This is a genomic window from Kribbella flavida DSM 17836, from assembly GCF_000024345.1.
Taxonomy (GTDB): Bacteria; Actinomycetota; Actinomycetes; order Propionibacteriales; family Kribbellaceae; genus Kribbella; species Kribbella flavida.
This window is the reverse complement of record NC_013729.1, coordinates 473,897-499,824: the sequence shown is the minus strand read 5'-3', so window position 1 is coordinate 499,824 and position 25,928 is coordinate 473,897. Positions and strand designations below refer to the sequence as shown.

24 protein-coding genes and 1 pseudogene are annotated in these 25,928 nt (G+C 70.5%); 13 read left to right on the top strand and 12 right to left on the bottom strand.

What is annotated here, in order from left to right:
- The first annotated feature begins 2 nt into the window (after positions 1-2).
- The 8 genes from KFLA_RS02440 (at position 3) to KFLA_RS38625 (ending at position 10,565) form a co-directional block, all read left to right on the top strand.
- Positions 3-1,589, top strand: coding sequence for a class I SAM-dependent methyltransferase (locus tag KFLA_RS02440; RefSeq protein ID WP_148256531.1), 1,587 nt, complete (start codon positions 3-5; stop codon positions 1,587-1,589).
- Positions 1,589-2,425: a hypothetical protein gene (locus tag KFLA_RS02435; RefSeq protein WP_012918166.1), complete on the top strand. Its 837-nt coding sequence runs from the start codon at positions 1,589-1,591 to the stop codon at positions 2,423-2,425. The genes KFLA_RS02440 and KFLA_RS02435 overlap by 1 nt, the downstream gene beginning before the upstream one ends.
- The gene (locus KFLA_RS02430) at positions 2,422-3,153 is read left to right on the top strand and encodes a cytidylyltransferase domain-containing protein (RefSeq protein WP_012918165.1); all 732 of its coding nucleotides are present in this window, start codon (positions 2,422-2,424) and stop codon (positions 3,151-3,153) included. The genes KFLA_RS02435 and KFLA_RS02430 overlap by 4 nt, the downstream gene beginning before the upstream one ends.
- A 50-nt stretch (positions 3,154-3,203) precedes the next feature.
- Positions 3,204-4,004 (top strand): class I SAM-dependent methyltransferase, encoded by an 801-nt coding sequence (locus tag KFLA_RS02425; protein WP_012918164.1) that lies wholly within the window; start codon positions 3,204-3,206, stop codon positions 4,002-4,004.
- Positions 4,005-4,095: 91 nt separating this feature from the next.
- Positions 4,096-4,437, top strand: a complete 342-nt coding sequence (locus tag KFLA_RS02420; RefSeq protein WP_012918163.1) for a DUF485 domain-containing protein — start codon at positions 4,096-4,098, stop codon at positions 4,435-4,437.
- Positions 4,434-6,098 carry a solute symporter family protein gene (locus KFLA_RS02415; protein ID WP_012918162.1) on the top strand — a complete coding sequence of 555 codons (1,665 nt, stop codon included), beginning with the start codon at positions 4,434-4,436 and terminating at the stop codon, positions 6,096-6,098. The genes KFLA_RS02420 and KFLA_RS02415 overlap by 4 nt, the downstream gene beginning before the upstream one ends.
- A 197-nt stretch (positions 6,099-6,295) precedes the next feature.
- Positions 6,296-9,907, top strand: coding sequence for a galactose-binding domain-containing protein (locus KFLA_RS02410; protein ID WP_012918161.1), 3,612 nt, complete (start codon positions 6,296-6,298; stop codon positions 9,905-9,907).
- Between the two features lie 145 nt (positions 9,908-10,052).
- Positions 10,053-10,565 carry a hypothetical protein gene (locus tag KFLA_RS38625; RefSeq protein WP_012918160.1) on the top strand — a complete coding sequence of 171 codons (513 nt, stop codon included), beginning with the start codon at positions 10,053-10,055 and terminating at the stop codon, positions 10,563-10,565.
- Positions 10,566-10,862: 297 nt separating this feature from the next.
- Here KFLA_RS38625 and KFLA_RS39585 read toward each other — a convergent pair.
- From KFLA_RS39585 to KFLA_RS02390, 3 genes and pseudogenes are all read right to left on the bottom strand, one after another.
- A pseudogene (locus KFLA_RS39585) lies at positions 10,863-11,189 on the bottom strand (nuclear transport factor 2 family protein); the annotation flags it as partial.
- A 13-nt stretch (positions 11,190-11,202) separates the two neighbouring features.
- Positions 11,203-11,670 (bottom strand): hypothetical protein, encoded by a 468-nt coding sequence (locus KFLA_RS02395; protein WP_012918159.1) that lies wholly within the window; start codon positions 11,668-11,670, stop codon positions 11,203-11,205.
- A gap of 329 nt (positions 11,671-11,999) precedes the next feature.
- Positions 12,000-12,986 carry an ArsR/SmtB family transcription factor gene (locus KFLA_RS02390; protein ID WP_012918158.1) on the bottom strand — a complete coding sequence of 329 codons (987 nt, stop codon included), beginning with the start codon at positions 12,984-12,986 and terminating at the stop codon, positions 12,000-12,002.
- A 98-nt stretch (positions 12,987-13,084) separates the two neighbouring features.
- Between KFLA_RS02390 and KFLA_RS02385 the strand changes: the two genes are divergently transcribed.
- The gene (locus KFLA_RS02385) at positions 13,085-14,017 is read left to right on the top strand and encodes an NHL repeat-containing protein (protein WP_012918157.1); all 933 of its coding nucleotides are present in this window, start codon (positions 13,085-13,087) and stop codon (positions 14,015-14,017) included.
- A 1-nt stretch (position 14,018) separates the two neighbouring features.
- Here the strand turns inward: KFLA_RS02385 and KFLA_RS02380 are convergent, their stop codons facing one another.
- Both KFLA_RS02380 and KFLA_RS02375 read right to left on the bottom strand, forming a co-directional pair.
- Positions 14,019-14,501, bottom strand: a complete 483-nt coding sequence (locus tag KFLA_RS02380; RefSeq protein WP_012918156.1) for a MarR family winged helix-turn-helix transcriptional regulator — start codon at positions 14,499-14,501, stop codon at positions 14,019-14,021.
- A 56-nt stretch (positions 14,502-14,557) separates the two neighbouring features.
- On the bottom strand, positions 14,558-15,172 hold the full coding sequence (locus KFLA_RS02375; RefSeq protein WP_012918155.1) for an NAD(P)-dependent oxidoreductase: 615 nt from the start codon (positions 15,170-15,172) through the stop codon (positions 14,558-14,560).
- Between the two features lie 82 nt (positions 15,173-15,254).
- On the opposite strand from KFLA_RS02375, the gene KFLA_RS02370 reads away from it, so the two are divergent.
- Positions 15,255-15,617 carry a winged helix-turn-helix transcriptional regulator gene (locus tag KFLA_RS02370; protein ID WP_012918154.1) on the top strand — a complete coding sequence of 121 codons (363 nt, stop codon included), beginning with the start codon at positions 15,255-15,257 and terminating at the stop codon, positions 15,615-15,617.
- 218 nt (positions 15,618-15,835) lie between these two features.
- Here the strand turns inward: KFLA_RS02370 and KFLA_RS02365 are convergent, their stop codons facing one another.
- Positions 15,836-16,135, bottom strand: coding sequence for a hypothetical protein (locus KFLA_RS02365; protein ID WP_012918153.1), 300 nt, complete (start codon positions 16,133-16,135; stop codon positions 15,836-15,838).
- A 260-nt stretch (positions 16,136-16,395) separates the two neighbouring features.
- Between KFLA_RS02365 and acs the strand changes: the two genes are divergently transcribed.
- A complete protein-coding gene (gene acs, locus KFLA_RS02360) occupies positions 16,396-18,330 on the top strand; it encodes an acetate--CoA ligase (RefSeq protein ID WP_041289713.1) in 1,935 nt (644 codons plus the stop codon).
- Positions 18,331-18,388: 58 nt separating this feature from the next.
- The gene (locus tag KFLA_RS02355; RefSeq protein ID WP_012918151.1) at positions 18,389-18,832 is read left to right on the top strand and encodes a hypothetical protein; all 444 of its coding nucleotides are present in this window, start codon (positions 18,389-18,391) and stop codon (positions 18,830-18,832) included.
- Positions 18,833-18,852: 20 nt separating this feature from the next.
- Here the strand turns inward: KFLA_RS02355 and KFLA_RS02350 are convergent, their stop codons facing one another.
- Positions 18,853-19,614, bottom strand: coding sequence for a GntR family transcriptional regulator (locus tag KFLA_RS02350; protein ID WP_012918150.1), 762 nt, complete (start codon positions 19,612-19,614; stop codon positions 18,853-18,855).
- A gap of 148 nt (positions 19,615-19,762) precedes the next feature.
- Here KFLA_RS02350 and KFLA_RS02345 point away from each other — a divergent pair, with 148 nt between their 5' ends.
- The gene (locus tag KFLA_RS02345; RefSeq protein WP_012918149.1) at positions 19,763-20,710 is read left to right on the top strand and encodes a glutathione S-transferase family protein; all 948 of its coding nucleotides are present in this window, start codon (positions 19,763-19,765) and stop codon (positions 20,708-20,710) included.
- 32 nt (positions 20,711-20,742) lie between these two features.
- Here the strand turns inward: KFLA_RS02345 and KFLA_RS02340 are convergent, their stop codons facing one another.
- The 5 genes from KFLA_RS02340 to KFLA_RS02320 form a co-directional block, all read right to left on the bottom strand.
- Positions 20,743-22,353, bottom strand: a complete 1,611-nt coding sequence (locus KFLA_RS02340) for an ABC transporter permease (protein ID WP_012918148.1) — start codon at positions 22,351-22,353, stop codon at positions 20,743-20,745.
- Positions 22,350-23,258: an ABC transporter ATP-binding protein gene (locus tag KFLA_RS02335; protein ID WP_012918147.1), complete on the bottom strand. Its 909-nt coding sequence runs from the start codon at positions 23,256-23,258 to the stop codon at positions 22,350-22,352. Before KFLA_RS02335 ends, KFLA_RS02340 begins: the two co-directional genes overlap by 4 nt.
- A gap of 82 nt (positions 23,259-23,340) precedes the next feature.
- Positions 23,341-24,012 (bottom strand): TetR/AcrR family transcriptional regulator, encoded by a 672-nt coding sequence (locus KFLA_RS02330; RefSeq protein ID WP_012918146.1) that lies wholly within the window; start codon positions 24,010-24,012, stop codon positions 23,341-23,343.
- A gap of 61 nt (positions 24,013-24,073) precedes the next feature.
- Entirely contained in the window at positions 24,074-25,363 is a 1,290-nt protein-coding gene (locus KFLA_RS02325; RefSeq protein WP_012918145.1) for an ArsB/NhaD family transporter, read from the bottom strand.
- 88 nt (positions 25,364-25,451) lie between these two features.
- A complete protein-coding gene (locus KFLA_RS02320) occupies positions 25,452-25,883 on the bottom strand; it encodes a CBS domain-containing protein (RefSeq protein ID WP_041289110.1) in 432 nt (143 codons plus the stop codon).
- Between the last annotated feature and the right edge of the window lie 45 nt (positions 25,884-25,928).

Here is a 25,928-nt window from a genome sequence, read left to right as displayed (position 1 = left end):
CCGTGAATCCTGCCCAGTCCTCTGTAGACCCGCTTCCGGAAGGACAACCCGCTCCGGAAGACCAGCCCACCCCGGAAGGGGTCGGCAGCACTCCCGCGGAAGATGTCGGCAGCACCCCCGCCGACGACAACGCGCACGACGACGGCGAGGCGCCCGCCCGCTCGGTGATGATCGCCGGCGAGATGCTGAACTGGTCCGACCTGCACCCGTCGGACGGCCGTCCGGCGACGTCCGGGCCGGTCCCCGCGGAGCTGCTCGCGGCGGTCCTGCGCCCGACCGACTCCGTGCTCGTCGCGGGTCCGCACTCGCTGGAGCTGCTCGAGCAGGTCGCCAAGACGGCCGCCTCGGTCGACGTGCTGACCCGTTCGGCGCCCGACGCGGAGGAGATCGCCGAGGCCTTCGGCGTCCGGGTCTTCTGCGGCTCGCTGGACCACTTCGGCCCCGAGCACGGCAAACCGGCGTACGACGTGGTGGTGGCGCTCGACGGGCTGCCGCGACTGGTCGGGCCGGACACGCTGGTGATGAGCTGGACGGACGCGCTGGGTGTGCTCAAGGGCCGGCTGGCTCCGGAGGGACGCCTGCTGCTCGCCGCGGAGAACAGCTTCGGCATCGAGCGGCTGGTTCAGCCCGATCCGACCGTCACCGTGCCGCGGGACGAGGACTGGCCTCGCGACCTCGCCGGTGACACTGCCCCTCCGTCCGGGCTGAAGGCGGTCAAGGCCGCGCTGGACGCCGCCGAACTGCCGGTGACGAAGACCTACGCGATCTACCCGACCCTGGCCGAGGCGTCGGTCGCGCTGACCGAGGTCGAGGGCGCGTTGCCGGCGGCAGTCGTCGCCCGGGCGGTCGCTGGGCGGTTCAGCGGTCCGACCCTGACCGACCCGTACCGGACGACCCAGGACGCCGTTGCCGCAGGCCTGGGCAGTGAGCTGGCCGCGGGCTGGTACTTCGTCGTCGGCGACGCGGCAGATGCTCCGGAGGTGCTGCCGGCCGGCGTCGTGCCGGACGGGCCGGGCGTCCTGCTGGAGGAGCAGCTTTTCGCCGCCCTGCGGATCGACGACCAGGCCGCGCTGCGCCGCACGGTCCAGGCGTACGTGACCTGGCTGCGGGCCCAGCCGGCCGACGTGGCCGCGGTGGCCGCGCCGGACAACGTGATCGCCGACGGTACGGCGTACCGGGTGTTCGGGGACGGCGTCGCGGTGAACGGTCGCGGGGACGCGCTGGTCGTCGCGCAGCTGGGCCGGTTCGTCCGGCGCGCGCTGGAAGCGGGCGCCCGGGCGCCGTGGACGGCCGGCAGCACACCGCGCGACGTCACCTCGCGGCTCGCCTCGACGACCGGCCTCGTGGTCACCGACGAGCTGTGGGCGTCCGTTGCCGAGAACAACGAGATGATCCGGCCGCAGGGCAGCGCCGAGCAGCTGGCCACGATCGCCCGGCTCGCGCAGGAGCTGTCCGAGGCGAGCACCCAGGCGACCTGGTTCGAGGGCCAGCTGAAGGGCATCCGGATGTCCAAGCCGTACCGGGTCGGGATGGCGGTGCTGAACCCGGCCCGCGTGGTGGTCAAGCGGGTCCGTCGAGTGGTGCGCTGATGCACCACGCCAACCACTTCTACGGCCACGCGCACGTCCTGGCGAAGTACGCCGGATTGGGCCCGGGGCAGCCGCCGAGCATCTGGGGTTACTTGCAGCACGGCTGGAACATCCTGGACGGGTTCGCCTACAACACCGCCTTCGTGGCCGGCATGCCGAAGTTCGTCTGGTCCGACACGGTCCGCCGGCGCGGCTGGTCGATGGGCCTGCGCAACTACGTGGTGATGGGCGCCGCCTGGCTCTACCTGCTCGAGCTGCACCCCGAGCTGGCCAAGCCGGCGACCGACGCGGCCGGCACGATCTTCTACCCGTTCCACGGCTGGGAGGGGCAGAACGTGCTCGGCGACCACGCCGAGATCGTTGCCTCGATCAAGGACCACGAGACCGGCCCGATCACCGTCTGCCTGTACTGGAACGAGTACGGCAACGAGGCGATCCGGCGGGTCTACACCGAGGCCGGGTTCCGGGTGATCACGCACGGGTACCGCGGCCTGAACTGGCGCAACACCGACGCCGACTTCCTGCTCAAGCAGCTCCAGGAGCTGCGCCGGCACCGCCGGGTCGCGTCGAACCGGCTCAGTTCGGCGGTCCTGTACGGCGCCTCGATCGGCCTGCAGCCCGGGGTGTACGGCGACCCGATGCTGCTGGAGAACGAGCACCCGTCGTTCGGCGGCCAGGCGCGGATCAAGCGGCTCTGGCCGGAGATGAACCAGCCGTACGTCCCGCTCGAGCTGGCCCGGCAGTTCACCGACGCCGAGCTCGGCGTCGAGCACGTGGCCGGTCCGGCCGAGATCCGGGACATGTTCCGGTGGAACTCAACGAAGGTGGCTTCATGAAGATCGGGATCATCACCCAGGCCCGGGCGACCAGCACCCGGCTGCCCGCCAAGGTGCTGCTGACCGCCGGCGGCAAGACGTTCCTGCAGCACCACCTGGACCGGCTCGCGGCGACCGGGCTGCCGGTGATCGTGGCCACCACCACGAACACCGACGACGAGCCGATCGTCGAGCAGTCCGGCGCGGCGGGTTTCCCGGTCTGGCGCGGCAGCGAGCTCGACGTGCTGTCCCGGTTCGCCGGCGCGATCCGCGAGCACGGGCTGGACGGCGTCGTCCGGGTCACCTCGGACTGCCCGCTGATCGACCCGGCGGTGGTCACCGAGGGAGTCGACCGGTTCCGCGCCGACGCCGCCGAGAACCTGTACGTGTCGAACTGCCTGGAGCGGACCTACCCGCGCGGCATGGACTACGAGATCTTCTCCGCCGACCGGCTGCTGCGGGCCGACGCGGAGGCGACACTGCCGGCCGACCGGGAGCACGTCACGTCGTACCTGCACCAGAACCGGACCGGCGACATGCGGCTGCTGAACCTGCCCTGGGACGGTGGCGACGCGTCGCAGTACCGGCTCACGCTGGACACCCAGGACGACCGCAGGCTGCTCACCACGTTGATCGAGGACTTCGGCGCGGCGCAGCTGAACTGCGCCGATCTGGTCGCGATCATGGGCAAGCACCCCGAGCTGCACGCCCTGAACGAGCACGTCGAGCAGAAGAAGCTCGGCCAGTAGCACCGCGCGCCACCTCATCAGGTGGCGCCGCTACGGCATGATTTACGGTGATGACCACCGATGATCGAGGATCCGAGCGCGCACGCTCCTTCGGCGCCGTCGCGGCCGCGTACGACGCGGGCCGGCCGACGTTCCCTGCCGAGGCGCTGCGCTGGCTGCTCGGTCCCGGCCGGCTGCAGATCCTCGACCTGGGCGCCGGCACCGGCAAGCTGAGCGCGGTCGCCGCCGCACTCGGCCACGACGTGGTCGCGGTCGACCCGGCCGAGGAGATGCTGGCGGTCTGCCGCCAGGTGCCCGGGGTGGACACGATGGTCGGCGCGGCCGAGTCGATCCCGCTCGCGCACGGCTCGGTCGACGCGGTGCTGGTCGGGCAGGCCTTCCACTGGTTCGACCACGCCCGGGCGCTGCCGGAGATCGCCCGGGTCCTGCGGCCGCACGGCGTACTGGGCCTGCTCTGGAACAAGTACGACACCGTCGTGCCGTGGGTCCGGCGGCTGCACCGGGCGATGATCGGCGAGGACTTCCTGGCCGGCAGCGACCAGTTCGACCCGATGCCGGTGCTGCTGCAGTCGGACCTGTTCGCGCAGGTGGAGACCGGCCGGTTCCGGCACTGGCACGACCTGGACCGGGGCAGCCTGCGCCAGCTCGCCCTGTCCCACTCCCGGGTCGCGGTGCTGACCGAGTCGCGCCGCGAGTCGGTGCTCGAGCAGGTCGACGCCATCTACGACGGCACCGCGCGGCCGCCCGAACCGCTGCGGATGCCGTACTTCACCGACTGCTACCGCACCCGGCCGAGCGATCTCGCGAACTACCAGCGCACCCTCGACGCACCGGTCGCGCCACCGCTCTGAGCCCCCGGCAACTTTTTGGTCGCGGTGGGTCACAAACCGGCTTCTTGCCGCTAACGTGCACCTGATCGCGTTCCGGACTGAGGGGTGCAGAGTGGAAGACGACGGTGTGCGCGAGCGGGACGCCCGCGCCTACGAGACCGTGCACGAAGCGGCCGACTTCACCGAGCTGAAACGCCGCTACAGGAACTTCGTGGTGCCGTGGACGGTCGCGTTCATGGTCTGGTACCTGGCCTACGTCGCGTGCAACAACTGGGCCCGGGGCTTCATGAGCCAGCAGGTCGTCGGCAACATCAACGTGGCGCTGGTCTTCGGCCTGCTGCAGTTCGTCTCCACCTTCGCGATCGCCGCCGTCTACGGCCGGTTCGCGAACCGCAAGCTGGACCCGCTGGCGAGCGGGCTGAACGCCAAGTACAAGAGGGAGCGCCGCCGGTGAACTCGCTGCTGACCCCCGGGCTCGTTCCCGGTCTGATCCCGCTCGCCGACGCCGAGCCGGGCAACCAGGCCCTGACCATCTCCCTGTTCACCGCGGTCGTCGCGGTGACGCTGTACATCACCTGGTGGGCCTCCCGGCAGAACAAGACCGCCGCCGACTATTACGCCGGCGGCCGCTCGTTCAGCGGCGCGCAGAACGGCCTCGCGGTGGCCGGCGACTACATGTCGGCCGCGTCCTTCCTCGGCATCTCCGGCCAGATCGCGCTCTACGGCTACGACGGCTTCCTGTACTCGATCGGCTTCCTCGTCGCCTGGCTGGTCGCGCTGCTGCTGGTCGCCGAACTGCTGCGCAACTCGGGCCGGTTCACGATGGCCGACCAGCTCGCGTTCCGGATGAAGCAGCGCCCGGTCCGGACCGCGGCCGCGACCTCGACGATCGTGGTGTCGATCTTCTACCTGCTGGCCCAGATGGTCGGCGCCGGGTCGCTGGTCGGCCTGCTGCTCGGTGTCACCGACTCGACCGTGAAGGCCGGCGTGATCGTGCTGGTCGGCGCGCTGATGATCGTCTACGTGACGATCGGCGGCATGCGCGGCACCACCTGGGTGCAGATCGTCAAGGCGGTGCTGCTGATGACCGGCACCGTGCTGATCACCTTCCTGGTCCTGCTGAAGTTCGACTTCAACCTCTCCAAGCTGCTCGGCGCGGCGGCCGACAACTCCGGCAAGGGCGACGCGTTCCTGCAGCCCGGCCTGCTCTACGGCAAGGACCTGGTCGGCCAGATCGACTTCCTCTCGCTCGGGCTCGCGCTCGTTCTCGGTACGGCGGGTCTGCCGCACATCCTGATCCGCTTCTACACCGTGCCGGACTCGCGCTCGGCCCGCCGGTCGGTGCAGTGGGCGATCGGCCTGATCGGCGCCTTCTACCTGATGACGCTGGCCCTCGGCTTCGGCGCCGCGGCGCTGCTCGACACTGGCAAGGACTCGGCGGTCGCGGTCTCCAAGGGCAACGTGGCCTCGCCGCTGCTGGCCGAGGTGGTCGGCGGTGGCGCCGGGTCGACCGGCGGCGCGATCCTGCTGGCGCTGATCGCGGCGGTCGCCTTCGCGACGATCCTGGCCGTGGTCGCCGGCCTCACGCTGGCCTCGGCGTCGTCGTTCGCGCACGACCTGTACGCGAACGTGCTCGCCAAGGGCCGGGTGACCGAGAAGGACGAGCTGCGGGTGGCCCGGTTCGCGGCGATCGGCATCGGCGCGGTCGCGATCGGCCTGGCGATCCCGGCGCAGAAGCTGAACATCGCGTTTCTGGTCGCGCTCGCATTCGCGGTCGCCGCCTCGGCGAACCTGCCGGCGTTGCTGTTCAACCTGTTCTGGAAGCGGTTCAACACCACCGGCGCGACCTGGAGCATCTACGGCGGCCTGACCTCGGCCGTGGTGCTGGTGATCTTCTCGCCGGTGGTCTCCGGCTCGCCGACGTCGATGATCACCGGAGCGGACTTCTCCTGGTTCCCGCTGTCGAACCCGGGCATCGTCTCCATCCCGCTGGGCTTCCTGCTCGGCGTCGTCGGCACCCTGGTCGGCAAGGACCGCTCCAGCGAGGACCGGTACCAGGAACTGTCCGTGCGCGCCCTCACCGGGGCCGGCGCGGAGGGCGCCGCCAAGCACTGATCCGCACAGAACCGGTACGACGCGCGCCCGGCGCCGTCGTACCGGTTTTGTCGTTCCTGCGTCACGAGCCGTTGACGCTCAGGCAGCGCTGCCGTAACAATGAGCCAGCGCTGCGCAAGAAGCTAACAGAATTAAGCAATTTTCTTCGCAGTGGCTATCCCCCTCCACCACCCGCCCAGCAGGAGAGGCCGGATGCCATGAGAACGAGATCTGGAACCTGGCGGTTGCTCGCCACCGTGCTCGCCAGCAGTCTGTTGTTGTCCACCGGTCCGGTGCTCGGAGCGGTCTCCGGCCCGGCCGGCGCCGGCACGACGGCCGCGGCAGCCGCCCTGGCCGGTCCCAACCTGGCCGCCGGCAAGTCCGCGACAGCCAGTACCAGCACGCAGAACTACGCCGCGTCGAACGCCACCGACGGCAACCAAGGCAGCTACTGGGAGAGCGCCAACAACGCCTTCCCGCAGTGGATCCAGGTCGACCTCGGCGCGTCGGTCAGCACCAACCAGGTGGTGCTGAAGCTGCCGACCGCCGGCTGGGGTTCGCGCAACCAGACGCTCGCCGTCCAGGGCAGCACCGACGGGCAGAACTTCACCGACCTCTCGCCGTCCGCCTCCCGCGCCTTCACCGCGCCCAGCAACACCGTCACCATCGACTACGGCGCCGCGACCGTGCGGTACGTCCGGCTGCGGATCACCGCGAACACCGGCTGGCCCGCAGGTCAGCTGTCCGAGCTCGAGGTCTACGGCCCCGCCGCCGGTGACACCCAGGCTCCCACCGCCCCGGGCAACCTGGCCTTCACCGAACCCGGCGCCGGCCAGATCCGGCTCAGCTGGACCGCATCCACCGACAACGTCGGCGTGACCGGCTACGACCTCTACGCCAACGGCCAGCTCCGGACCAGCCTGGGCGCCGGCGTCACGACGTACACCGACAGCCAGCCGGCCAGCGCCTCGGTCACCTACTTCGTCCGCGCCAAAGATGCTGCGGGCAACCAGTCGCCGAACAGCAACAGCGTCACCCGCGGCGGCAGTTCCGGCGCGGGCAGCAACCTGGCGCTGCGCAAGCCGATCACGGCGTCCGGGCACGTGCACACGTTCGTACCGGCCAACGCCAACGACGACAACGTCACGACGTACTGGGAGGGCAACGGCACCCCGGCCACGCTGACCACGGAGCTCGGGTCCAACGCCGACGTCAGCTCGGTCGTCGTCCGGCTCAACCCGGACAGCGCCTGGGGCAACCGGACCCAGACCTTCTCGGTCCTCGGCCGCGAGCAGAGCGCGGCCGGCTTCAGCACGATCGTGGCCTCGGCGGCGTACACCTTCAGCCCGGCGAGCGGCAACACGGTGACGATCCCGGTCAGCGCCCGGGTCGCCGACGTCCGGTTGAACTTCACCGGCAACACCGGGGCCCCCTCCGGCCAGGTCGCCGAGTTCCAGGTGATGGGCGTGCCCGCTCCGAACCCGGATCTGACGCTGAACGGCGTTTCCTGGACCCCGGCCTCGCCGGTGGAGACCGACACGATCACCCTGCGCGCCACGGTGAACAACCTCGGCTCGGCCGGCTCCGGGGCGACAGGCGTCAACTTCTACCTCGGCGCGACCAGGGTGGGCACGGCGACCGTCGGCGCGATCGCGGCCGGCGCCTCGACCACCGTCACCGCGACGATCGGTTCCCGGGACGCCGGCAGCTACCCGCTGAGCGCGAAGGTCGACGAGGCCGGCACCGTCGTCGAGCAGAACGACGGCAACAACTCCGCGTCCAGCGCTTCGCCTCTGGTCGTCACTCCGGTCGCCAGTTCCGACCTGGTCGCCGCGGCGGTCAGCTGGAGCCCCGGCAACCCGACGGCCGGCAACAACGTCACCTTCTCCGTCAGCATCCGCAACCAAGGCAGCATCGCCTCGGCGGCCGGCGCGCACGGCATCACACTGACCCTGCTGAGCGGCAGCACGGTGGTCCGCACGCTGACCGGCTCGTACTCCGGTGCGATCGCCGCCGGCGCGACCACGCCGGCCGTCACCCTCGGCAGCTGGCCCGCCGCCAACGGCCGGTACTCCGTCCGCGTGGTGGTCGCCGACGACGCGAACGAGCTGCCGGTCAAGCGCGGCAACAACACCAGCGAGCGGCCGTTCTTCGTCGGCCGCGGCGCGAACATGCCGTACGACCAGCTCGAGGCAGAGGACGCGGCGGTGGGCGGCGGCGCCCAGGTGGTCGGCCCGAACCGGACCGTCGGGGACCTCGCCGGTGAGGCCTCCGGCCGGCGCGCGGTCACCCTGACCGGCACCGGCGCGTTCGTCGAGTTCACCACCCGGGCCAGCACCAACACCCTGGTCACCCGGTTCTCGATCCCCGACGCGCCCGGTGGCGGCGGGATCAGCTCGTCGATCAACGTCTACGTCAACGGCACCTTCCACAAGACCCTGCCGCTGACCTCGAAGTACGCCTGGCTGTACGGCCCGGAGGCAAGCCCGAACAACTCGCCGGGCTCCGGTCCCGCGCGGCACATCTACGACGAGGCCAATCTGATGCTGGACGGGACCTTCCCGGCCGGCACCCGGATCAAGCTGCAGAAGGACCCGGCGAACAGCAGCCCGGCCGCGATCGACTTCGTCAACACCGAGCAGGTGGCGCCGATCGGCAACCCCGGCGCGGGCTTTGTCACCCCGGCCGGGTTCAGCCAGCAGGACGTGCAGAACGCGCTCGACCGGGTCCGGCAGGACGGTACGCTGCAGGGCGTCTACCTGCCGCCGGGCGAGTACCCGACGTCGAACAAGTTCACCGTCTACGGCAAGGCCGTGAAGGTGGTCGGCGCCGGCCCCTGGTACACCCGGTTCGTCGCGCCGGCGAACCAGTCCAACACCGACGTCGGGTTCGACGCGCAGGCCTCGGCCAACGGGTCGACGTTCAGCGGGTTCGCGTACTTCGGCAACTACGACAGCCGCAACGACGGGCCGGGCAAGGTGTTCAACTTCGCCGGCACCTCGAACATGACGATCGACAACATCTGGGTCGAGCACCAGATGTGCCTGTACTGGGGCGCGAACACCGACAACTCCACGATCCGCAACTCCCGAATCCGCAACCTGTTCGCCGACGGCATCAACATGACCAACGGCTCGTCCGGCAACACCGTCAGCAACAACGACGCCCGGGCCACCGGTGACGACAGCTTCGCGCTCTTCAACGCCACCGACAACGGCGGCGGAGAGGTCCGGGACAACGTCTTCGAGAACCTCACCTCCACGCTGACCTGGCGCGCGGCCGGCTTCGCGGTGTACGGCGGCACCAACAACGTGTTCCGCAACCTGTACGTCGCGGACACCCTGGTGTACTCCGGCATCACGATCAGCTCGCTCGACTTCGGCATCCCGATGAACGGCTTCGGCGCCACCCCGCCGACCCGCTTCGAGAACGTCTCGGTGGTCCGCGCCGGCGGCCACTTCTGGGGCGCGCAGACGTTCCCCGGTATCTGGATCTACTCCGCCACCAAGGTCTTCCAGGGCATCCGGCTCACCGACGTCGACATCGTCGACCCGACGTACTCCGGCATCATGTTCCAGACCGACTACGTCGGCGGCAGCCCGCTGTTCCCGGTCGCCGACACCGTGCTCACCAACGTCACCATCTCCGGCGCCCGCAAGTCCGGCGACGCCTTCGACGCCAAGTCCGGCTACGGCATCTGGGCCAACGAACTCCCCGAACCCGGCGAAGGCCCAGCCCGCGGCACCGCCACCTTCAACAACCTCACCCTCACCAACAACGCGGTGGACATCCGCAACACCACCAGCACGTTCACCATCATCCGCAACTAACCACCCCCACCCGACGGCCGCCGACCCCCATCGGCGGCCGTCGGTCGTTCTGCCCCCGACTGCCCCACCCTGCCCCCGTGTTCTGCCTCAGTCCGCGCGGTCCTCCGTGCGACGGTCTTCCCTTGTCACCAGACAGGGCGGGGAAATGCCGATTCACGTGTTCGTCGACGAGACGAAGTCCAAGGGCTTGCTGATGGCCGCTGCGCAGTGCCGCTCGGGTGACGTCACTGTCAGCCGCAAAGCCCTCCGTGGGCTTCTGCTACCGGGCCAGGAACGTCTGCACTTCAACCACGAGACCGATGCCCGGCGCAAGCAGATTCTCGACGTCATCGCGGAGTTCCGCATCCTGGTGGACATCTACGCGGCGGAGCGGGAATCCCTCGGCGCGCGTAGGCGCTGCCTGCAGGCGATCGTGCGCGACGCGACCGCCGCAACCGAGCGGTTGGTGATCGAGCGGGACGAGTCGACGTACGACCATGACAAACGGACGCTGCACGCCGCATGCAACCAGTACAGGCGCTTCGACCTGCGGTGGGAGTTGATGGTTCCCAAGCTGGACCCGCTGCTGTGGATTCCGGATGCCGTCGCGTGGGCCTGGGCACGGGGCGGAGCATGGCGGCGGTCCGTCGCGTCGTACTGCCAGCAGCAGGAGCTCTGAACGCGCGAGACCCGGCTCACCCACCGTCCGGTAGGCTGCCGGGTCCACTTCAGGGGACTCTTCTGTCCCAAGCACCACCCACTTTACCCTCCACCGCGGGCGATGTCCCTGGATTGCAAGGGGCAACTCCTGATCTTCCCCCGGCTGCCCCGCGTTGCCCCGATTGGCAGCTTCAGCCCAACTGCTGCCATGAATTTCGAAGGCCTGGGCGACGGACAGGCTGTCTTCGTAGACGTGGTGCCGGGTGATCAGGCCGTGCTCGACGGTGAGGTGCAGGGCGAACCGCGCTCGGTAGGAGCGTCCGGTGGGCCGGGCGGTCTGCCGGATCTCGCCGAGGACGACCGCGTCGTTTCCGTCGACGAGAATGCGCTCGATCGCGGTCGCCGCGGACTCCGGCACGTGGTACTCGGCCAGCTCGCGGTAGTGCGCGGCAGCGTCGGCGCGGGTGGACCGGTGACGGATCCACGGCGTGGCGGTACGGCCGTGCTCGGCTTCCGGCCAGTCGAGCTTCCAATCACCCTGCTCGGCATACAGCTCGGCGATCCGCTCGGGGTCGCCCTCGCCGATTCTGCGCAGCAGCTCCTCGACCACAGTGCGCGTGTCCGTTGATCCAGCTGGGGACATGGCTGACCTTTCCTCATGAACCCGCGTCGTCCGACGCGGAGCAGCGATCCTGCCAGCACGACCGCACCGCGACGATTACCTCAGACATAAGCCGTTCAGCTGCCGCCCGGCGGCGGCGAGCGAGTACGTACGCGGCCGCGGTGACGACGGCGAGGAAGAGGCAGCCGTAGCTGAGGATTCGCATGCCGTGGGCATCTGATTCGGCGGCCTGGGCGGCGCCGGCGGGGCGGGCTCGGCGGGGATCGGAGATCAGGTACTCGACCTGCTGGTGGCCGCCGACTGGTGGAACGTGGGATTCCTCGCCACGGTCCTCGGCCCGGACCTTGGTGGTGATCACGGAGTCGCCGACCGGGAACCGAACGACCAGCCGGCGTTCGCCGAATCCGCCGGGTCCGTCGTCGTAGCGCACGACTTCAGCGGTGGCGGTGGCCAGTTCGCCGTCGGGGCCCTGGTCGAAGGTGAAGCTACCGGCGAAGAACACCCCGGCCAGCAAGGCGAAGAAGGCGACGAGACCGCCGGGGATCAGCGGATCGCGACCTCGTCGGCGCCAGCCGGTCGGCTGGCGACGATGTCCTCGTCGTCCGCGTCGACCAAGCGGGCGTGCCGGGCGCTGGAAACTTGCACCGAACCGCCGGTCGACTCGCCGAGAAGGTAGAAGCGGCACGGGCCGGCGAGGAAGATCCATCGCAGCAGCCGGCGCAGAGGCCGACCTTCTCACCCGAACCGGCCTGCGACCCAGAACGCGTACCCGTGTGGCGCGACAGCTCGTGGAGGTGGATTTTCCACGCGCGAACTCCGGTCTGCCCTAGTTCACCGCGTACGCCGAACAGCCGGCACCACGTGCTCACCGGCGAGCAGCCGGTGCGCGACTGGGGTGAGCGAGTGCAACGCCGCACCAGCGGATCGATGCGTGACCACCAGACCGGCGGCACGCAGTACACGGGTGTGGTCCGAGACGGAGGCCAGCGAGATCCCGCATCGACGGGCGAGCTGGGTCGTACTGGCGGAAGCCGTCAGCGAGCGCAGTACGGCCGCGCGGGTCCTCCCCAGGAGATCGCCCAGCGCGTCCGTGGCGGCGACATCGTCCAGCGGCAGGTCCGAGCAGGGATAGACCAGGACCGGCCGGCGACCCGGGGCATCCAGGGCGAGGCACTCGGCGGTCAGGGCCGACGGATAGAGCTGCAGCCCTCGACCCTCCAGATGAATGTCGAAGGAGGACCCAGATCCCAGCCCGTACGACGTCAGCACGGGACGCGCCCAGGTGATGTCGGGATGCAGGCTGCCGAGCATCGCGTCGACGCCGCCCTGCAGGACCGCGCGCGACCGCAGCGCCAGGTCGGCGCCGTACCGGCGTTCCAGCTCGGCGGCCGAAGGAGCGAGAACCTGCTGGTGAAAGTCCCGTACGGCGATGCCGAGCGCCCGCCGCGACCCGGCCCGGCCGAGCAGCAGTCCGCGCATGAACGGTTCGGGCTCGGCCGGCAACCACGGACCGAGCTGGTCGCGAACCTCGTCGGCCGGAGTACCGGCGAGCACCTCGACGGCCGGGTCCAGACCGGGCGCCGGCACCTCGGGCGTCAGGAAGTCCGGGAACTGCCCGGCCGGTGCGATCAGCTTGAACAACGGCCGCATCGACGGCCGAACGAGCGGCCCGGCCTGCCGCCGCCAGCGCCGTGCGGCCGGCGGGATCGCCCGGTCGCCGAGAGCTCGCGCGGCCAGGGCCGCTTCCCACAACGGTTCGGGCTCGGCCGGGAACACCACCCGCCCGAGGTCCGCCGCCGTGAAGTGGATCCGGATCACCCCGCCGATTGTGCCCGCCGGCAGGCGCCTGCGGCACCCGGCTTCGGTCCAGCCCGAAACCGGTCGCCGCGCGTGGCCCACCCGCGCAGGCTGACCGGATGAGAATCCGCACCCTCACGGTTCTGCTGACCGTCGCCGCAACCCTCACCGTCACCAGCCAGCCGGCCATCGCCCATCCCGCCCGCCCGCGGCCCCACACGTACGTCGTGTCGACCACCCCCGGCGACACCCCGGAGGGCATCGAGGTGACCCGTGGCGGCACGATCTACGTCACCAGCGTCGGCACCGGCGCGGTCTACCGCGGTTCGGTGCGCGACCCGCAGCTCAAGCCCTGGCTCCCGGCCGGCAGCGACGGCCGCACCTCGGCGACCGGCGTGCACGTCGACCGCTGGGGCCGCGTCCTGATCGCCGGCGCGAGCACCTCCCAGCTCTTCCTGTACGACGTCCGCGGACGGCTGCTCACCGCGCGGACGGCGCAGCCCGGCTCCTTCCTCAACGACTTCACCATCGCCGGCGACTTCGTCTACGTCACCGACTCCGCGCACAACCAGATCTGGCGCGCACCGCTGACCCGGCACGGCCTCGGCGAGCTCGAACCCTGGCTGACCCGCGACCGGATCCAGCCGATCCCCTACTTCCTCAACGGCATCGTCACCGACGGCCGCACCCTGCTGGTCGGCGAGCAGGGCCAGGACGTCACGTACCGGATCGACCTGCGCACGCGGGACGTCCGGACGCTGGAAGTCACCGGCGCGAACGGCGTCCTCTCCGGCGACGGCTACCTGCTCGAAGGCCGCCGCCTGTACGCCGTCCACAACGCCGGCGGCGGCAAGTACGTGACCCGGCTCGCTCTGCTCGACGCAACGCTGAGCCGCGCAGCCGTCGTCGCCGACTCCCAGCCCGGTGCCCCGGGAGCAACCCCGACCACCATCGCGCGCGACGGCGCTCGCCTGCTCTGGGTCAACAGCCAGCTCGACGCAGCACCCGGCACCCCGCCGTACACGGTGTCCGTCGTGCGCGGGCTGCGCTGACTCAGAGGTCGTCGGCCAGGCGGTAGAGGATCTCGCCGGCGTCGAGTACGACGGCGCGGTCCTCGGGTGTGAGCACGGCGAGCATGTTGCTGAGGGCCTCGGTCGCGTCGGAACGGACATGGGCGACCATGTCGGTGCCGTGCTCGGTCAGCTCGACCACCGTGGCCCGGCCGTCGAGCGTGTCGGGCAGGCGGCGGACGAGGCCGGCCGCCTCCAGCGAGCCGACGGTGGTGGTCGCGGTCGGCTGCGAGCACGGCACCCGGGCGGCGATGGCGCCGATCCGGACCGGCTGCTCGTCCGCGATGACCAGCAGCGCGATGAACTGGGTCGGGTGCAGCGCGCTTGTCACCGCCGTCCGCCGCAGGTGCCGGACGATCCGGTGCATCGCCAGCGTCAGGTGGACCGCCTTCTCGTCCAGCACGATCACCTCGCCGTAACCCGCCGCCCGGAGCTCGGGCTGCTCGATGTCCAGCCATGCTGCCATCGCGGTCAACCGTTCAGGCCCGTGCCGCGTCGAGGCGGCACGGGCCGCGGGCGAAGTCAGGCGCGTTCCACTCCGAGCAGTACGCCGTGGTGCCGTGGCTCGTCGATCTCGTCGAGCAGGGCGATCGCCAGGTCGGCGTACGAGATCCGGCTGTCGGCGGCGGCCGGGGCGAGGCGGTAGGCGCCGGTGCGCGCGGGGTTCTCGTGGTCGAAGTCGCCGGCCGGGGCGATCGAGACCCAGTCGGCCTTCGACTCGGCGAACAGGTCGGCCGCGGCCTGGTGGGCGAGGAAGAAGGCGCGGTACTCCTGCGGGTAGCCGGGCGTGTCCATCAGCGGTACGCCGGACTCCGCCGCGAGGATCGACGCCAGCCCGACCCAGACGAGGCGTCCGGTGCCGACGCCGTCCGCGAGGGCGCGACCGGCCCGGGGGAAGAACTCGGTCGGGTCCGAGCCGCCGTCGTACACCGCGGCGACCACCGCGTCGTGGTCGGCGGCGAGACGCTCCACGGCCGCCGCGTCGGTGACGTCCGCGGCGACGACGGTCGCCGGCAGGTCGGCGTACTTGCCCGGCGTCCTGACCGCCGCGGTGACCTGGTGGCCGCGGCGTACCGCCTCCTCGACCGCCGCCCGGCCCGCCCGGCCGCCGGCGCCGAACACCAGCACTCTGCTCATCTGCCTGATCCCTTCTGGTCGTGTCAGGCGAAGGTAGGCGGCAGGCCGGTTACCGGACGGATACCGCGATTACGCTGGTGTCATGGAGCCGTTGCGCGCGGACATGTTCGACGAGATCTGCCCCTCGACGCTGAACCCGTTCCGGTTCGGCCGGGACAAGTGGGCCGGGCTGGTGCTCACCTGCCTGGAGGACGGCCCACGCCGGTTCTCCGAGCTCCGCGTGCCGCTGCACCGGGTGACACCGAAGGTGCTGACCCAGTCCCTGCGCCTGTTGGAGCAGGACGGGCTGATCAACCGCACGGAGTACGCAGTACCGGTGCGGCGGGTGGTGTACGAACTGACGCCCCTGGGCCGCAGCATGCTGGAGCCGATCCGCGCCGCCTGCCAGTGGACAGCCGACCACTGGGACGAACTGCTCGACGCCCGCGAGGCAAACAGCAACTGATCGCGGCCGCGGGTGGCTGGCTCGTGCCCACGCGCGGTCGAGAACGGGTTCTCGCGCGGGGCTGGTTCTCGGTGATGTCGAGCAGGTTCTGGACTGCGGGACAGGAGGGAGCTAGCGGGAGAGCGGATGCTATCGGCCTTAACAGCGCCCGAGGTGCTGTCAGCTCTGGACGGGTTCGCCGAGCGGGCCGAGCGCCGCTCCTGAGTTGTGGTGACGGATCACCAGGTCGCCGGCTGCGGCAGGCCTCGGCGGGAGCGGCGGATGCGGCGTTCGCGGGCGTGCACGCGGCGGCGGGCGGCGCGGGAGATGCGGCGCTGGGGACCGGCGAGCGGGTGGGCGGCAGCTTGCGGGCCGTCGGCCGGCTGGGGTGCGGCGTACGGGGGTTGCGCGACAGGCTGCGCGGCGTACTGCGGCTGAGCGGGCGGCTGCTGCAGGTAAGCCTCGGCGTACTGCGGCTCGACGGGCTGCTGCGGGTAGGTCTCGGCGTACTGCGGGTGGGCGGCGTACTGCTGGTGCATCGGGGGCATCTCCTGCGGTAGGCGACAGACCTCCGATGCGGCCCGCGCTCTGCCGGTTCCCTCCGGTGAGGCGGTGTGACGCCGTTCACGTGGGGCCGTTCGGCGCAGATCGGGGGCTACTCGGCGACGCACCAGTACCGCGGCTGGTCCGGCGTTGGTAGAAAGGGGACCGGCGCCCGGGCGCGCCGACCAGCTATCGACGAGGAGTCCGCGACGTGACCAGTTCCGAGTCACCCCATTCCGAAGCGCTGTCGAACCTGATGCACGAGGAACGCCGGTTCGAGCCGCCGGCCGAGCTCGCCGCGCACGCCAACGTCCAGGCCGACGCCTACGACACCGCCGCGGCCGACCTGGAGGGGTTCTGGGCCGCGCAGGCCAAGCGGCTGACCTGGGCGGTCGAACCGACCGAGACGCTGGACTGGAGCAACCCGCCGTTCGCCAAGTGGTACGCCGACGGCAAGCTCAACGCGGCGTACAACTGCGTCGACCGGCACGTCGAGAACGGGCTCGGCGACAAGGTCGCCTACTACTTCGAGGGCGAGCCCGGCGACACCCGCGAGATCACCTACGCCCAGCTCAAGGACGAGGTCAGCCAGGCGGCGAACGCGCTGCAGGAGCTCGGCGTCCAGGCCGGTGACGTGGTCGCGATCTACATGCCGATGATCCCGGAGACCGTGGTCGCGATGCTCGCCTGCGCCCGGATCGGCGCCCCGCACACGGTGATCTTCGGCGGTTTCTCCGCGGACGCGCTCAAGGGCCGGATCCTGGACTGCGACGCCCGCGTCGTGATCACCTCAGACGGCGGTTACCGCCGGGGCGCCCCGGCCGCGCTGAAGCCGGCCGTCGACGCCGCGCTGGCCGACTGCCCGGACGTGCGCAACGTGCTCGTGGTGCAGCGCACCGGCCAGGAGACCGCGATGGTGGAGGGCCGCGACCTGTGGTGGCAGGACTTCGTCGGCCAGCAGTCGACCGAGCACACGCCGGAGGCGTTCGACGCCGAGCACCCGCTGTACGTGATGTACACGTCCGGCAGCACCGGCAAGCCCAAGGGCATCCTGCACACGACCGGCGGCTACCTGGTGGGGACGGCGTACACGCAGTGGGCGGTGTTCGACCTCAAGCCCGACACCGACGTCTACTGGACCGCCGCCGACATCGGCTGGGTCACCGGCCACAGCTACATCGTCTACGGCGCGCTCGCGAACGCGACCACCTCGGTGCTCTACGAGGGCACCCCGGACACCCCCCACCAGGGCCGCTGGTGGGAGATCGTGCAGAAGTACAAGGTCTCGATCCTGTACTGCGCGCCGACCGCGATCCGGACCTTCATGAAGTGGGGCAAGGAGATCCCGGAGAAGTTCGACCTGTCCTCGCTGCGGGTGATCGGGTCGGTCGGCGAGCCGATCAACCCGGAGGCCTACATCTGGTACCGGGAGAACATCGGCGGCAACCAGGCGCCGGTGGTCGACACCTGGTGGCAGACCGAGACCGGCATGCACATGATCTCCCCGCTGCCCGGTGTCACCGCGGGCAAGCCGGGTGCGGCGATGCGGGCGATCCCGGGCGTCAGCGTCGACGTGGTCGACGACGCCGGCACCCCGGTGCCGAACGGCTCCGGCGGCTACCTGGTGATCACCAAGCCCTGGCCGGCCATGCTGCGCACGCTGTGGGGCGACGACCAGCGGTTCAAGGACACCTACTGGTCGCGCTTCCCCGGCATGTACTTCGCCGGCGACGGCGCGAAGAAGGACGAGGACGGCGACCTGTGGCTGCTCGGCCGGGTGGACGACGTGATGAACGTGTCCGGCCACCGGCTGTCCACCACCGAGATCGAGTCTGCGCTGGTCTCGCACCCGAAGGTCGCCGAGGCGGCCGTGGTCGGCGCCTCCGACCCGACCACCGGGCAGGCGATCGCGGCGTTCGTGATCCTGCGCTCGGAGGCCGGTGACGGCGGTCCGGACGTGGTCCAGGAGCTGCGCACCCACGTCGCCAAGGAGATCGGCCCGATCGCCAAGCCGCGCCAGATCATGGTCGTCGCCGAACTGCCGAAGACCCGGTCGGGCAAGATCATGCGCCGGCTGCTGCGCGACGTCGCCGAGAACCGCGAGGTCGGCGACGTCACCACGCTGGCCGACTCGACCGTGATGGACCTGATCAAGTCCAACCTGGAGTCCGGCAAGACCGACGAGGACTGACCCACCGGCGTACCGGAGGCTCCCCGGCCCACAGGTCGGGGAGCCTACTGTGTGACCCGTGATCACTGCGCTCATCGTCGTTCTGCACGCCGGGCTGGCGGCTGCCTGGGTCGGCGGGATGGCCTACTCGTTGTTCGTCGTCCAGCCCAAGCTCACGCGTTTCTTCGGCGCCGACCGGGAAACCCGCGAGGCCCTCACCGCGACGATTGCTTCAGGCAACCGCTGGAAGGTCCTCGGCCTGATCGCCGCGATCGGCGCCTCCGGCCTCGTGCTGCTGATCCTGAGCACCGACCAGTGGGCACTGCACCTCACCAAGGCCGTCCTGCTGCTCGCCGCCACCGCGATCTTCTGGTATGTCTCCTGGCGTCACTGGCCCCGCCGCATCTTCGCCACCTCGACCGAGCTCCCCGCCCTGCAAGCTCGCCTCCGTCTGCTGGCGACGGCGATGCTCGGGCTGACCGGCACCGCCTTCGCGCTCGGCGTCGTCGCGACCAGGCTCTGACTCAGACGTTTGATACTTGATCACGTTGTGCGGTAAGCGACGGTGATGTCGTAGCGATCGGAGCGGTAGGTCGACCGGCCGAACTCGATCACGTCCCCGGCCGCGGTGCGCGGGGCCGAGGTGATCACCAGGCACGGGGTGGTGCGGTCGATGCCGAGCAGGTCGGCGTCCTCGGTGCTGGCGGGTGGGGCGGCGACGATCGAGGCGTTGACCATGCCGAGCGAGACGCCCCAGCGGGCCGCGAGCTCGTCGTACAGGGACAGGTCGGCGAAGTCGAGCGTGTCGAGGCCGGGGTACCGCCGCAGGGAGAGGGCGGTGCGCTCGATCGCCATCGGTTCGCCGTCGGCGGTGCGGAGGCGGACCAGGTGCAGGACCGGGGTGCCGACCGGCTCCTCCAGCTCGGCGGCGAGCGCCTCGTCGGCGGTGCCGGCGCGGTGCTCGAGCACCTTGGCGCCGGGGGTGAGGCCGCGGGTGCGCATGTCCTGGCTGAACGATGAAGCAAGCAGCCGGCTCGGACGCGGCTCGGCGACGAAGGTACCGCCGCCGGGGCGGCGGTCGGCCAGACCGTCGGCGACCACCCGGTCCACCTCCTGGCGCACCGTCATCCGGGCGACGCCGAAGCGCTCGGCCAGTACCCGCTCCGACGGCAGCACGGTGCCGGCGGGCAGGCTGCGGGTGAGCCGTTCCAGGATCTCCCGGATCTGATCACCTTTCGGCCGGTCGGTGCGAAGCTCGGACGGGAGCTCGGCGAGGTCGCCGGGGTTGTTCCTTGGGCGGGCCATGAGGTGAGTATCCCTGGGTTTCTGCCCGGCAAACCGGTTGCCGGGGGCGCGAAAACTCTGCTGGATCGGTCGACCGTCACCGACGGTACGCGTCGGAGCCCCAGACGGGTCGCGCCCATCTTGGCAAAGGGTGGGTAGCTTTGACGACATGACCCGCGCACAGTTCGCCAAGGAAAGCGCCGCGACCGGCGAGTGGAAGCGGCAGGGCAACCGGTTCACCGGCCGGATCAGCGCCGCGTCCGCCTCGGCGCCCGGCGAGGGCCCGGACGAGCAGGGCCGCTGGCCGGTCGAGCCGGGCCGGTACCGCCTGGTGGTCTGCCTGGCCTGCCCGTGGGCGCACCGCTCGGTGATCGTGCGCAAACTGCTCGGTCTGGAGGACGCGATCAGCCTGGCGGTCGTCGACCCGATCCGGGACGAGAAGGGGTGGCGGTTCACCCTCGACCCGGACGGCCGGGACCCGGTGCTCGGCCTCCGCTACCTGTCCGAGGCCTACCTCGCCACCGACCCGCAGTACGACGGGCGGGTGACCGTGCCGGCGATCGTCGACACGGTCAGCGGGCTGGTGGTGACCAACGACTACCCGCAGATCACGCTCGACCTGTCGACCGAGTGGAAGGACTTCCACCGGCCGGACGCGCCGCAGCTGATTCCGGCCGACCGCGCCGAGCTGGACCAGCTGATCGACGAGATCTACCAGGACGTGAACAACGGCGTCTACCGCTGCGGGTTCGCAACCACCCAGGAGGCGTACGAGGCGGCGTACGACGCGCTGTTCGGCCAGCTGGACGTGCTGGAGCAGCGGCTGGCGGACCGTGACTACCTGCTGGGCGACAGCCTGAGCGAGGTCGACATCCGGCTGTTCACGACGCTGGTCCGCTTCGACGCCGTCTACCACGGGCACTTCAAGACGAACCGGCAGAAGCTGACCGAGTTCCCGAACCTGTGGGCGTACGCGCGCCGGCTCTACCAGTCCCCCGGCTTCGGCGAGACGGTCGACTTCGACCAGATCAAGCGTCACTACTACGTCACCCACGACACCATCAACCCGACCGGCATCGTGCCCAAGGGCCCGGACCCCACGATCTGGCAGTCCTGAGCTGACCCTGGGCAGCTGCCGTACGGCGTGGGTCAGCGCAGGTCGAGGTCGCGCCGGCGGAAGAGCAGGCCACCGGCCAGGACCAGGACGGCGGCGACGGCGGACAGGGTGACGAGCGGCAAGGCGCCGATCCGGTCCAGCGGCATCACGGTGAGGTGGCTGAACGGCGACAGCTCGGTGAAGACCGCCGGCAGGTCGAGCAGGGCACCGAACATGCCGAACAAGAAGGCGTAGCCGACCAGCGCCCACGCCCACATCGCCAGCCCGGCGCGCAGCCCGAACAGGGCGGCGGCCAGGCCCACGACCACCAGCACCGGCGGGAAGAAGGCCAAGGTTGCCAGGAGTACCTCGCCGACAACGCCGGTCGGGGCGTCTCCGCTCAGCGCTCCCAATCCCACTCCGAGTCCGCTGACCACGAGCAGGACCACCGAGGAGAGCACGGTGACGCCCAGCCAGGCCGAGACCCACTGACGCCGGCTGACCGCCGTGGCCAGCGCCGCCTCGGCATGACCGGTGCGCTCCTCGGACCGCAGCCGCAGGACCGAGGTGACCGCGAAGGCAGCGATGAGCAAGGCGAAGAACATCGCCATCGTCGCGTAGAAGCCGTCGGTGGGCTCCTGCCCGTTGGCGGTGAAGACCTCGGCCATGTCCGGGTTCTCCAGCGCCGCCTCGGTGACCGAGTCGCTCAGCGAGCCGGTGGGCACCGCGAACACCAACAGGCCGATCGCCCAGCCGATCACCGATGTGCGCTGCTGGCGAACGGCGAGGCCGAACGGACTCGACAACGACCGCGGCGCCGTCGGCCGGCCGAGCCTGGCTCGCAGCAGCCCCGCACCGACGTCCCGGCGCGCCGAGAGCGCATACGCCAGCGCTGTCATAGCCGCGACCAGCACGAGCGGGAGCAGCAACGGCCACCAGCGCAGATCGACGAACGGCCGTTGCTGCTGGACCCACGCCAGCGGCGAGAACCAGGACAGCAGGCTGCCGCCCGGACCGGCCGCGTCCCCGATCGCCCGCACGAGGAACGCCGCACCGAGCACCGCCATCGCCATGCTGGACGCGGACCTGGCGTGCTCGGTCAGCTGGGCGGTCACCGTCGCGACCCCGGCGAAGACCAGACCGGTCAGTCCGAGGCCGAGACCGACCGCGAACGCGTCGGCAGCCGCCAGATCTCCACCGATCAAGGCCAACGCGGTGAGCAGTGCGATACCGGCGTTGGCCGCCACAGCGAGCACCAGGGCGGCGACCGGCGCAGCGTGCCGCCCGACCACGGCCGAGCGAACGAGCTCCGCACGCCCGGTCTCCTCCTCCGAGCGGGTGTGCCGGATCACCAGGAAGATGCTCATCATCGCGGCCGGGATCGCCAGCCAGAGCACCATCTCGTTGCTGATCATCGCGCCGAGCGTGTAGTCGTTCAGCCCGTACCCCGGGCCCGACATCATCGTGGCGGCCGGTGACTCCATCAGTTCGGCCCGGACCTGACGTTCCTGCGGGGTCGAGTAGACGGTGCCGAGCGCGCTGACGGCGTACTGCATGCCCAGGCCGATGGCCAGCACCCAGATCGGCAGCTTCACCCGGTCGCGGCGCAGCGCGAGCCGGATCAGGTGGCCGGTACCGGTGAGACTGTCGCGGGGGCCGGTCACGAGCCGACCTCCTCGGGCACCAGGCGCTCACCGTACTGGCGCAGGAACAGCTGCTCCAGCGACGGCGGAGCGCTGGTCAGGCTGCGTACACCGAGCGTTCCCAGCGCCTGGACGGCGGCCGCCAGGTGCTCGTGGTCGACGTCGAAGCGCAGCTCGCCGTTGCCCTGCCGCAGGTCGTGGATCCCCGGCAGGGCGGCCAGCACCTCAGCGCCACCGGCGACGGTCGCGGTGAAGCTGGTCCGCGTCAGGTGCCGGAGCTCGGCCAGGGTGCCGGACTGCACCGCCTGGCCGGCCCGGATGATCGTCACGGTGTCACAGAGCTTCTCCACCTCGGCCAGGATGTGGCTCGACAGCAGGACGGACCGGCCGGCCGCCTTCACCTCGGCGATGCAGTCCTGAAAGACGGTCTCCATCAACGGGTCCAGGCCGGACGTCGGCTCGTCGAGCACCAGCAGTTCGACATCGGCAGCCAGCGCGGCGACCAGCGCGACCTTCTGCCGGTTCCCCTTGCTGTACGTGCGGCCCTTCTTCGTCGGATCGAGCTCGAACCGCTCGAGCAGCGCCTCCTTGCGGGCTGGATCGGCGCCGCCGCGCAGCCGGCAGAGCAGGTCGATGGCCTCGCCGCCGGTGAGGCTCGGCCACAGGCTGACGTCGCCGGGGACGTAGGCGAGCCGCCGGTGCAGCTCGACCGCGTCGTTCCAGGGGTGCAGACCGAGCACCTCGACGGTGCCCGCGTCGGCGCGAAGCAGGCCGAGCAGGATACGGATGGTGGTGGACTTGCCGGCGCCGTTCGGGCCGAGGAACCCGGCCACTTGGCCGGGCTGAACAACCAGGTCGAGGCCGTCGAGGGCCTTCACCTGACCGAAGGACTTGTGCAGTTGCCGGATCTCCAGGGCGGCAGTCATCGCTGAACCTCTTCTGGGTGAATCCGGGGAGAGATCTCCCCGGCGTGATGTCGTGCGGAGGGGGCGAGGGATCGCCGTGGCGCTACGGTGCGGCGGGACCGACCGGCGGATCGGGCACGTACATCAGGTAGTCGTCCAGCATCGAGCGGTCGACGAACAACCCTTGGGTGAACAGCTCCAGCGCGGGCGGGGTGACCTCGTCCGACAGCTCGCGCAGGGCCGCGGCGAAGTCGCCGGTCAGCGCGTCCGACCTGATGGTTGCCCAGAGCAACAGGCTGCCCAGGCTCTGGTAGGCCAGGTACCGGGCCCGGGCGGCCGGGTCCCGGCTCGGCTTGATCACGCCGGCCTCGACGCCCGCGGCGAGGTACTGCTCGGCGTCGCGGACCATCTGCTCGACGAACTCGGTGGCGAGCCGGCCGCCGGTCTGCAGACTGCGCACCGCGTACAGCGCCATCGGCGCGAACTGCTCGACCTCCGCCAATTGGGCGATCATCCCGGCCGCGCTGCCCGTGGTGGCCGCCTTGAGCTTCTCCGCCCGGATGACGCTCAGCACATGCTCGTCGCACGCTTGGCGCAGGCCGCCCTTGGAGCCGAAGTGGTGCACGACCAGCCCCGCGGTCACTCCCGCGTCTGCCGCGATCACCCGCAGCCCGGCCGAGAACCCGTCCCGACCGAAACGCACGATCGCGGCGTCACGGATCCGCTCGACCGAGGCAGCCTCGGCCGAGCCGCGGGACGGCTCGGTTGAACGCATGTTCAAGACGTTAAACGAGTGTTCAACGGCGCGCAAGCCGACGCGCCCCACGTCGCCGGGATCAGGCCAGGACGAAGTAGCGCAACCACAGGTAGGGAGCGGCGATCAGGATGGTGATCGCGGTCATCACCACCCCCTTGCGGGTGAACTCCCAGAAGCTGATCGGGTGGCCGGCACGCAGAGCCAGGCCGATCACGACGACGTTGGCGCTCGCACCGACGGCGGTCGCGTTGCCTCCGAAGTCGGCGCCGATCGCCAGCGCCCACCACAGCGCCTCGGCCTGCACCGGGTCGGGGATGCCCTTGGTCAGTTCCAGCACCACCGGGCTCATCGTCGCGACGTACGGGATGTTGTCGACGATGCCGGACAGCACGGCCGAGACCCCCAGGATCAGCATCACGGCGAGCAGCGCCCGGCCCTCGGTGAGCGCCTGCACCTGCTGCGCGAGGTCGCCGATGACGCCGGTCTTCACCAGCGCGCCGACCATGATGAACAGCCCGGCGAAGAACAGCAGCGTCTGCCACTCCACGCTGCTCATGTAGTCCTTGGTCGCCACGCCGGAGATCAGCACCAGCACGCCGGCGCCGAGCAGCGCGACCACCGACGGCTCGACGTGCAACACCGAGTGGCCGATGAAGCCGGCGAACACGCCGAGCAGCACCAGGCCGCACTTGATCAGCAGCGTCCGGTCCTCGATCGCCTCCCGCTCGTTGAGCCGCATCACGTTCTCGACCTTGTCCGGATCCACCTCGAACGACCCGCGGAACAGCCACGGCACCACCAGGCAGAACACCACCAGCACGATCAGCACCAGCGGCGCCATGTGGACCAGGAAGTCGTTGAAGGTCAGGCCGGAGCGGCTCGCGATGATGATGTTCGGCGGGTCACCGATCAGCGTCGCGGCGCCGCCGATGTTGGACGCCATCACCTCGGCGATCAGGAACGGCACCGGGTTGATGCCGAGCCGGTCGCAGACCAGCAGCGTGACCGGGGCGATCAGCAGCACCGTGGTCACGTTGTCCAGGAACGCCGACGCGACCGCGGTGATCATCGTCAGCAGCAGCATCACCCGCAGCGGCGAGCCCTTGGCCCGTTTCGCGGCCCAGATCGCGATGTACTCGAAGACGCCGGTCCGGCGCAGGATGCCGACGATCACCATCATGCCCAGCAGCAGGAAGATGACGTCCCAGTCGACGCCGGTCTCGTGGGAGTAGAACGCGTGCTCGGAGTCCGTCACCCCGAGCGCGAGCAGTACGGCGGCACCGCCGAGCGCCGCCAGCAGCTTGTGGGTCCACTCGGTCGCGATCAGCACGTAGGCGACGACGAACACGACCACCGCGATGATGGTCATCGGGCCACCTGCCTGCAGCGCGCCGGTACACCGGCAAGCCGGGTCGCCGGCGCCGGTACGCCGTACCGACAGGTCGCCGGCCCGGGAATCAGTGCGGCGAGACGACCAGCTCGAGCAGCCGGGACGCCGTGATCGCGCCGATGATCTCCTTGTTCTTCACCACGGCCACCAACGGGCAGCGCAGCCGCGCCATGATCGCCGCCACCTCCAGCACGGTGTCGTCGTGCTTCACCACCGGCAGCTCCGCGGGCTGCGACGGCAGCAGCTTGCGCACCGTGACCCCGGCCAGCTTGTCGGCCACCTGGTCGGCCAGCGACTCGTCGATCACCCGCGCCAGCGACGGGTCGTCCTGCACGTAGCTCGGCACCAGGAAACGCACCACCTGGGACGCCGGCAGCACCGAGTGCGGGCTGCCTTTCTCGTCGACCACGATCAGTCCGGGCAGCCGCCGCGAGGCCAGCAGCTCGACTGCCTCGCGCGCATCGCTGTCCAGACCGACCACCGGAAACTGCTCGGCCATCTGTTCTCCGTGCACACCGGCACGATACGCCGCACAACTTCCTCG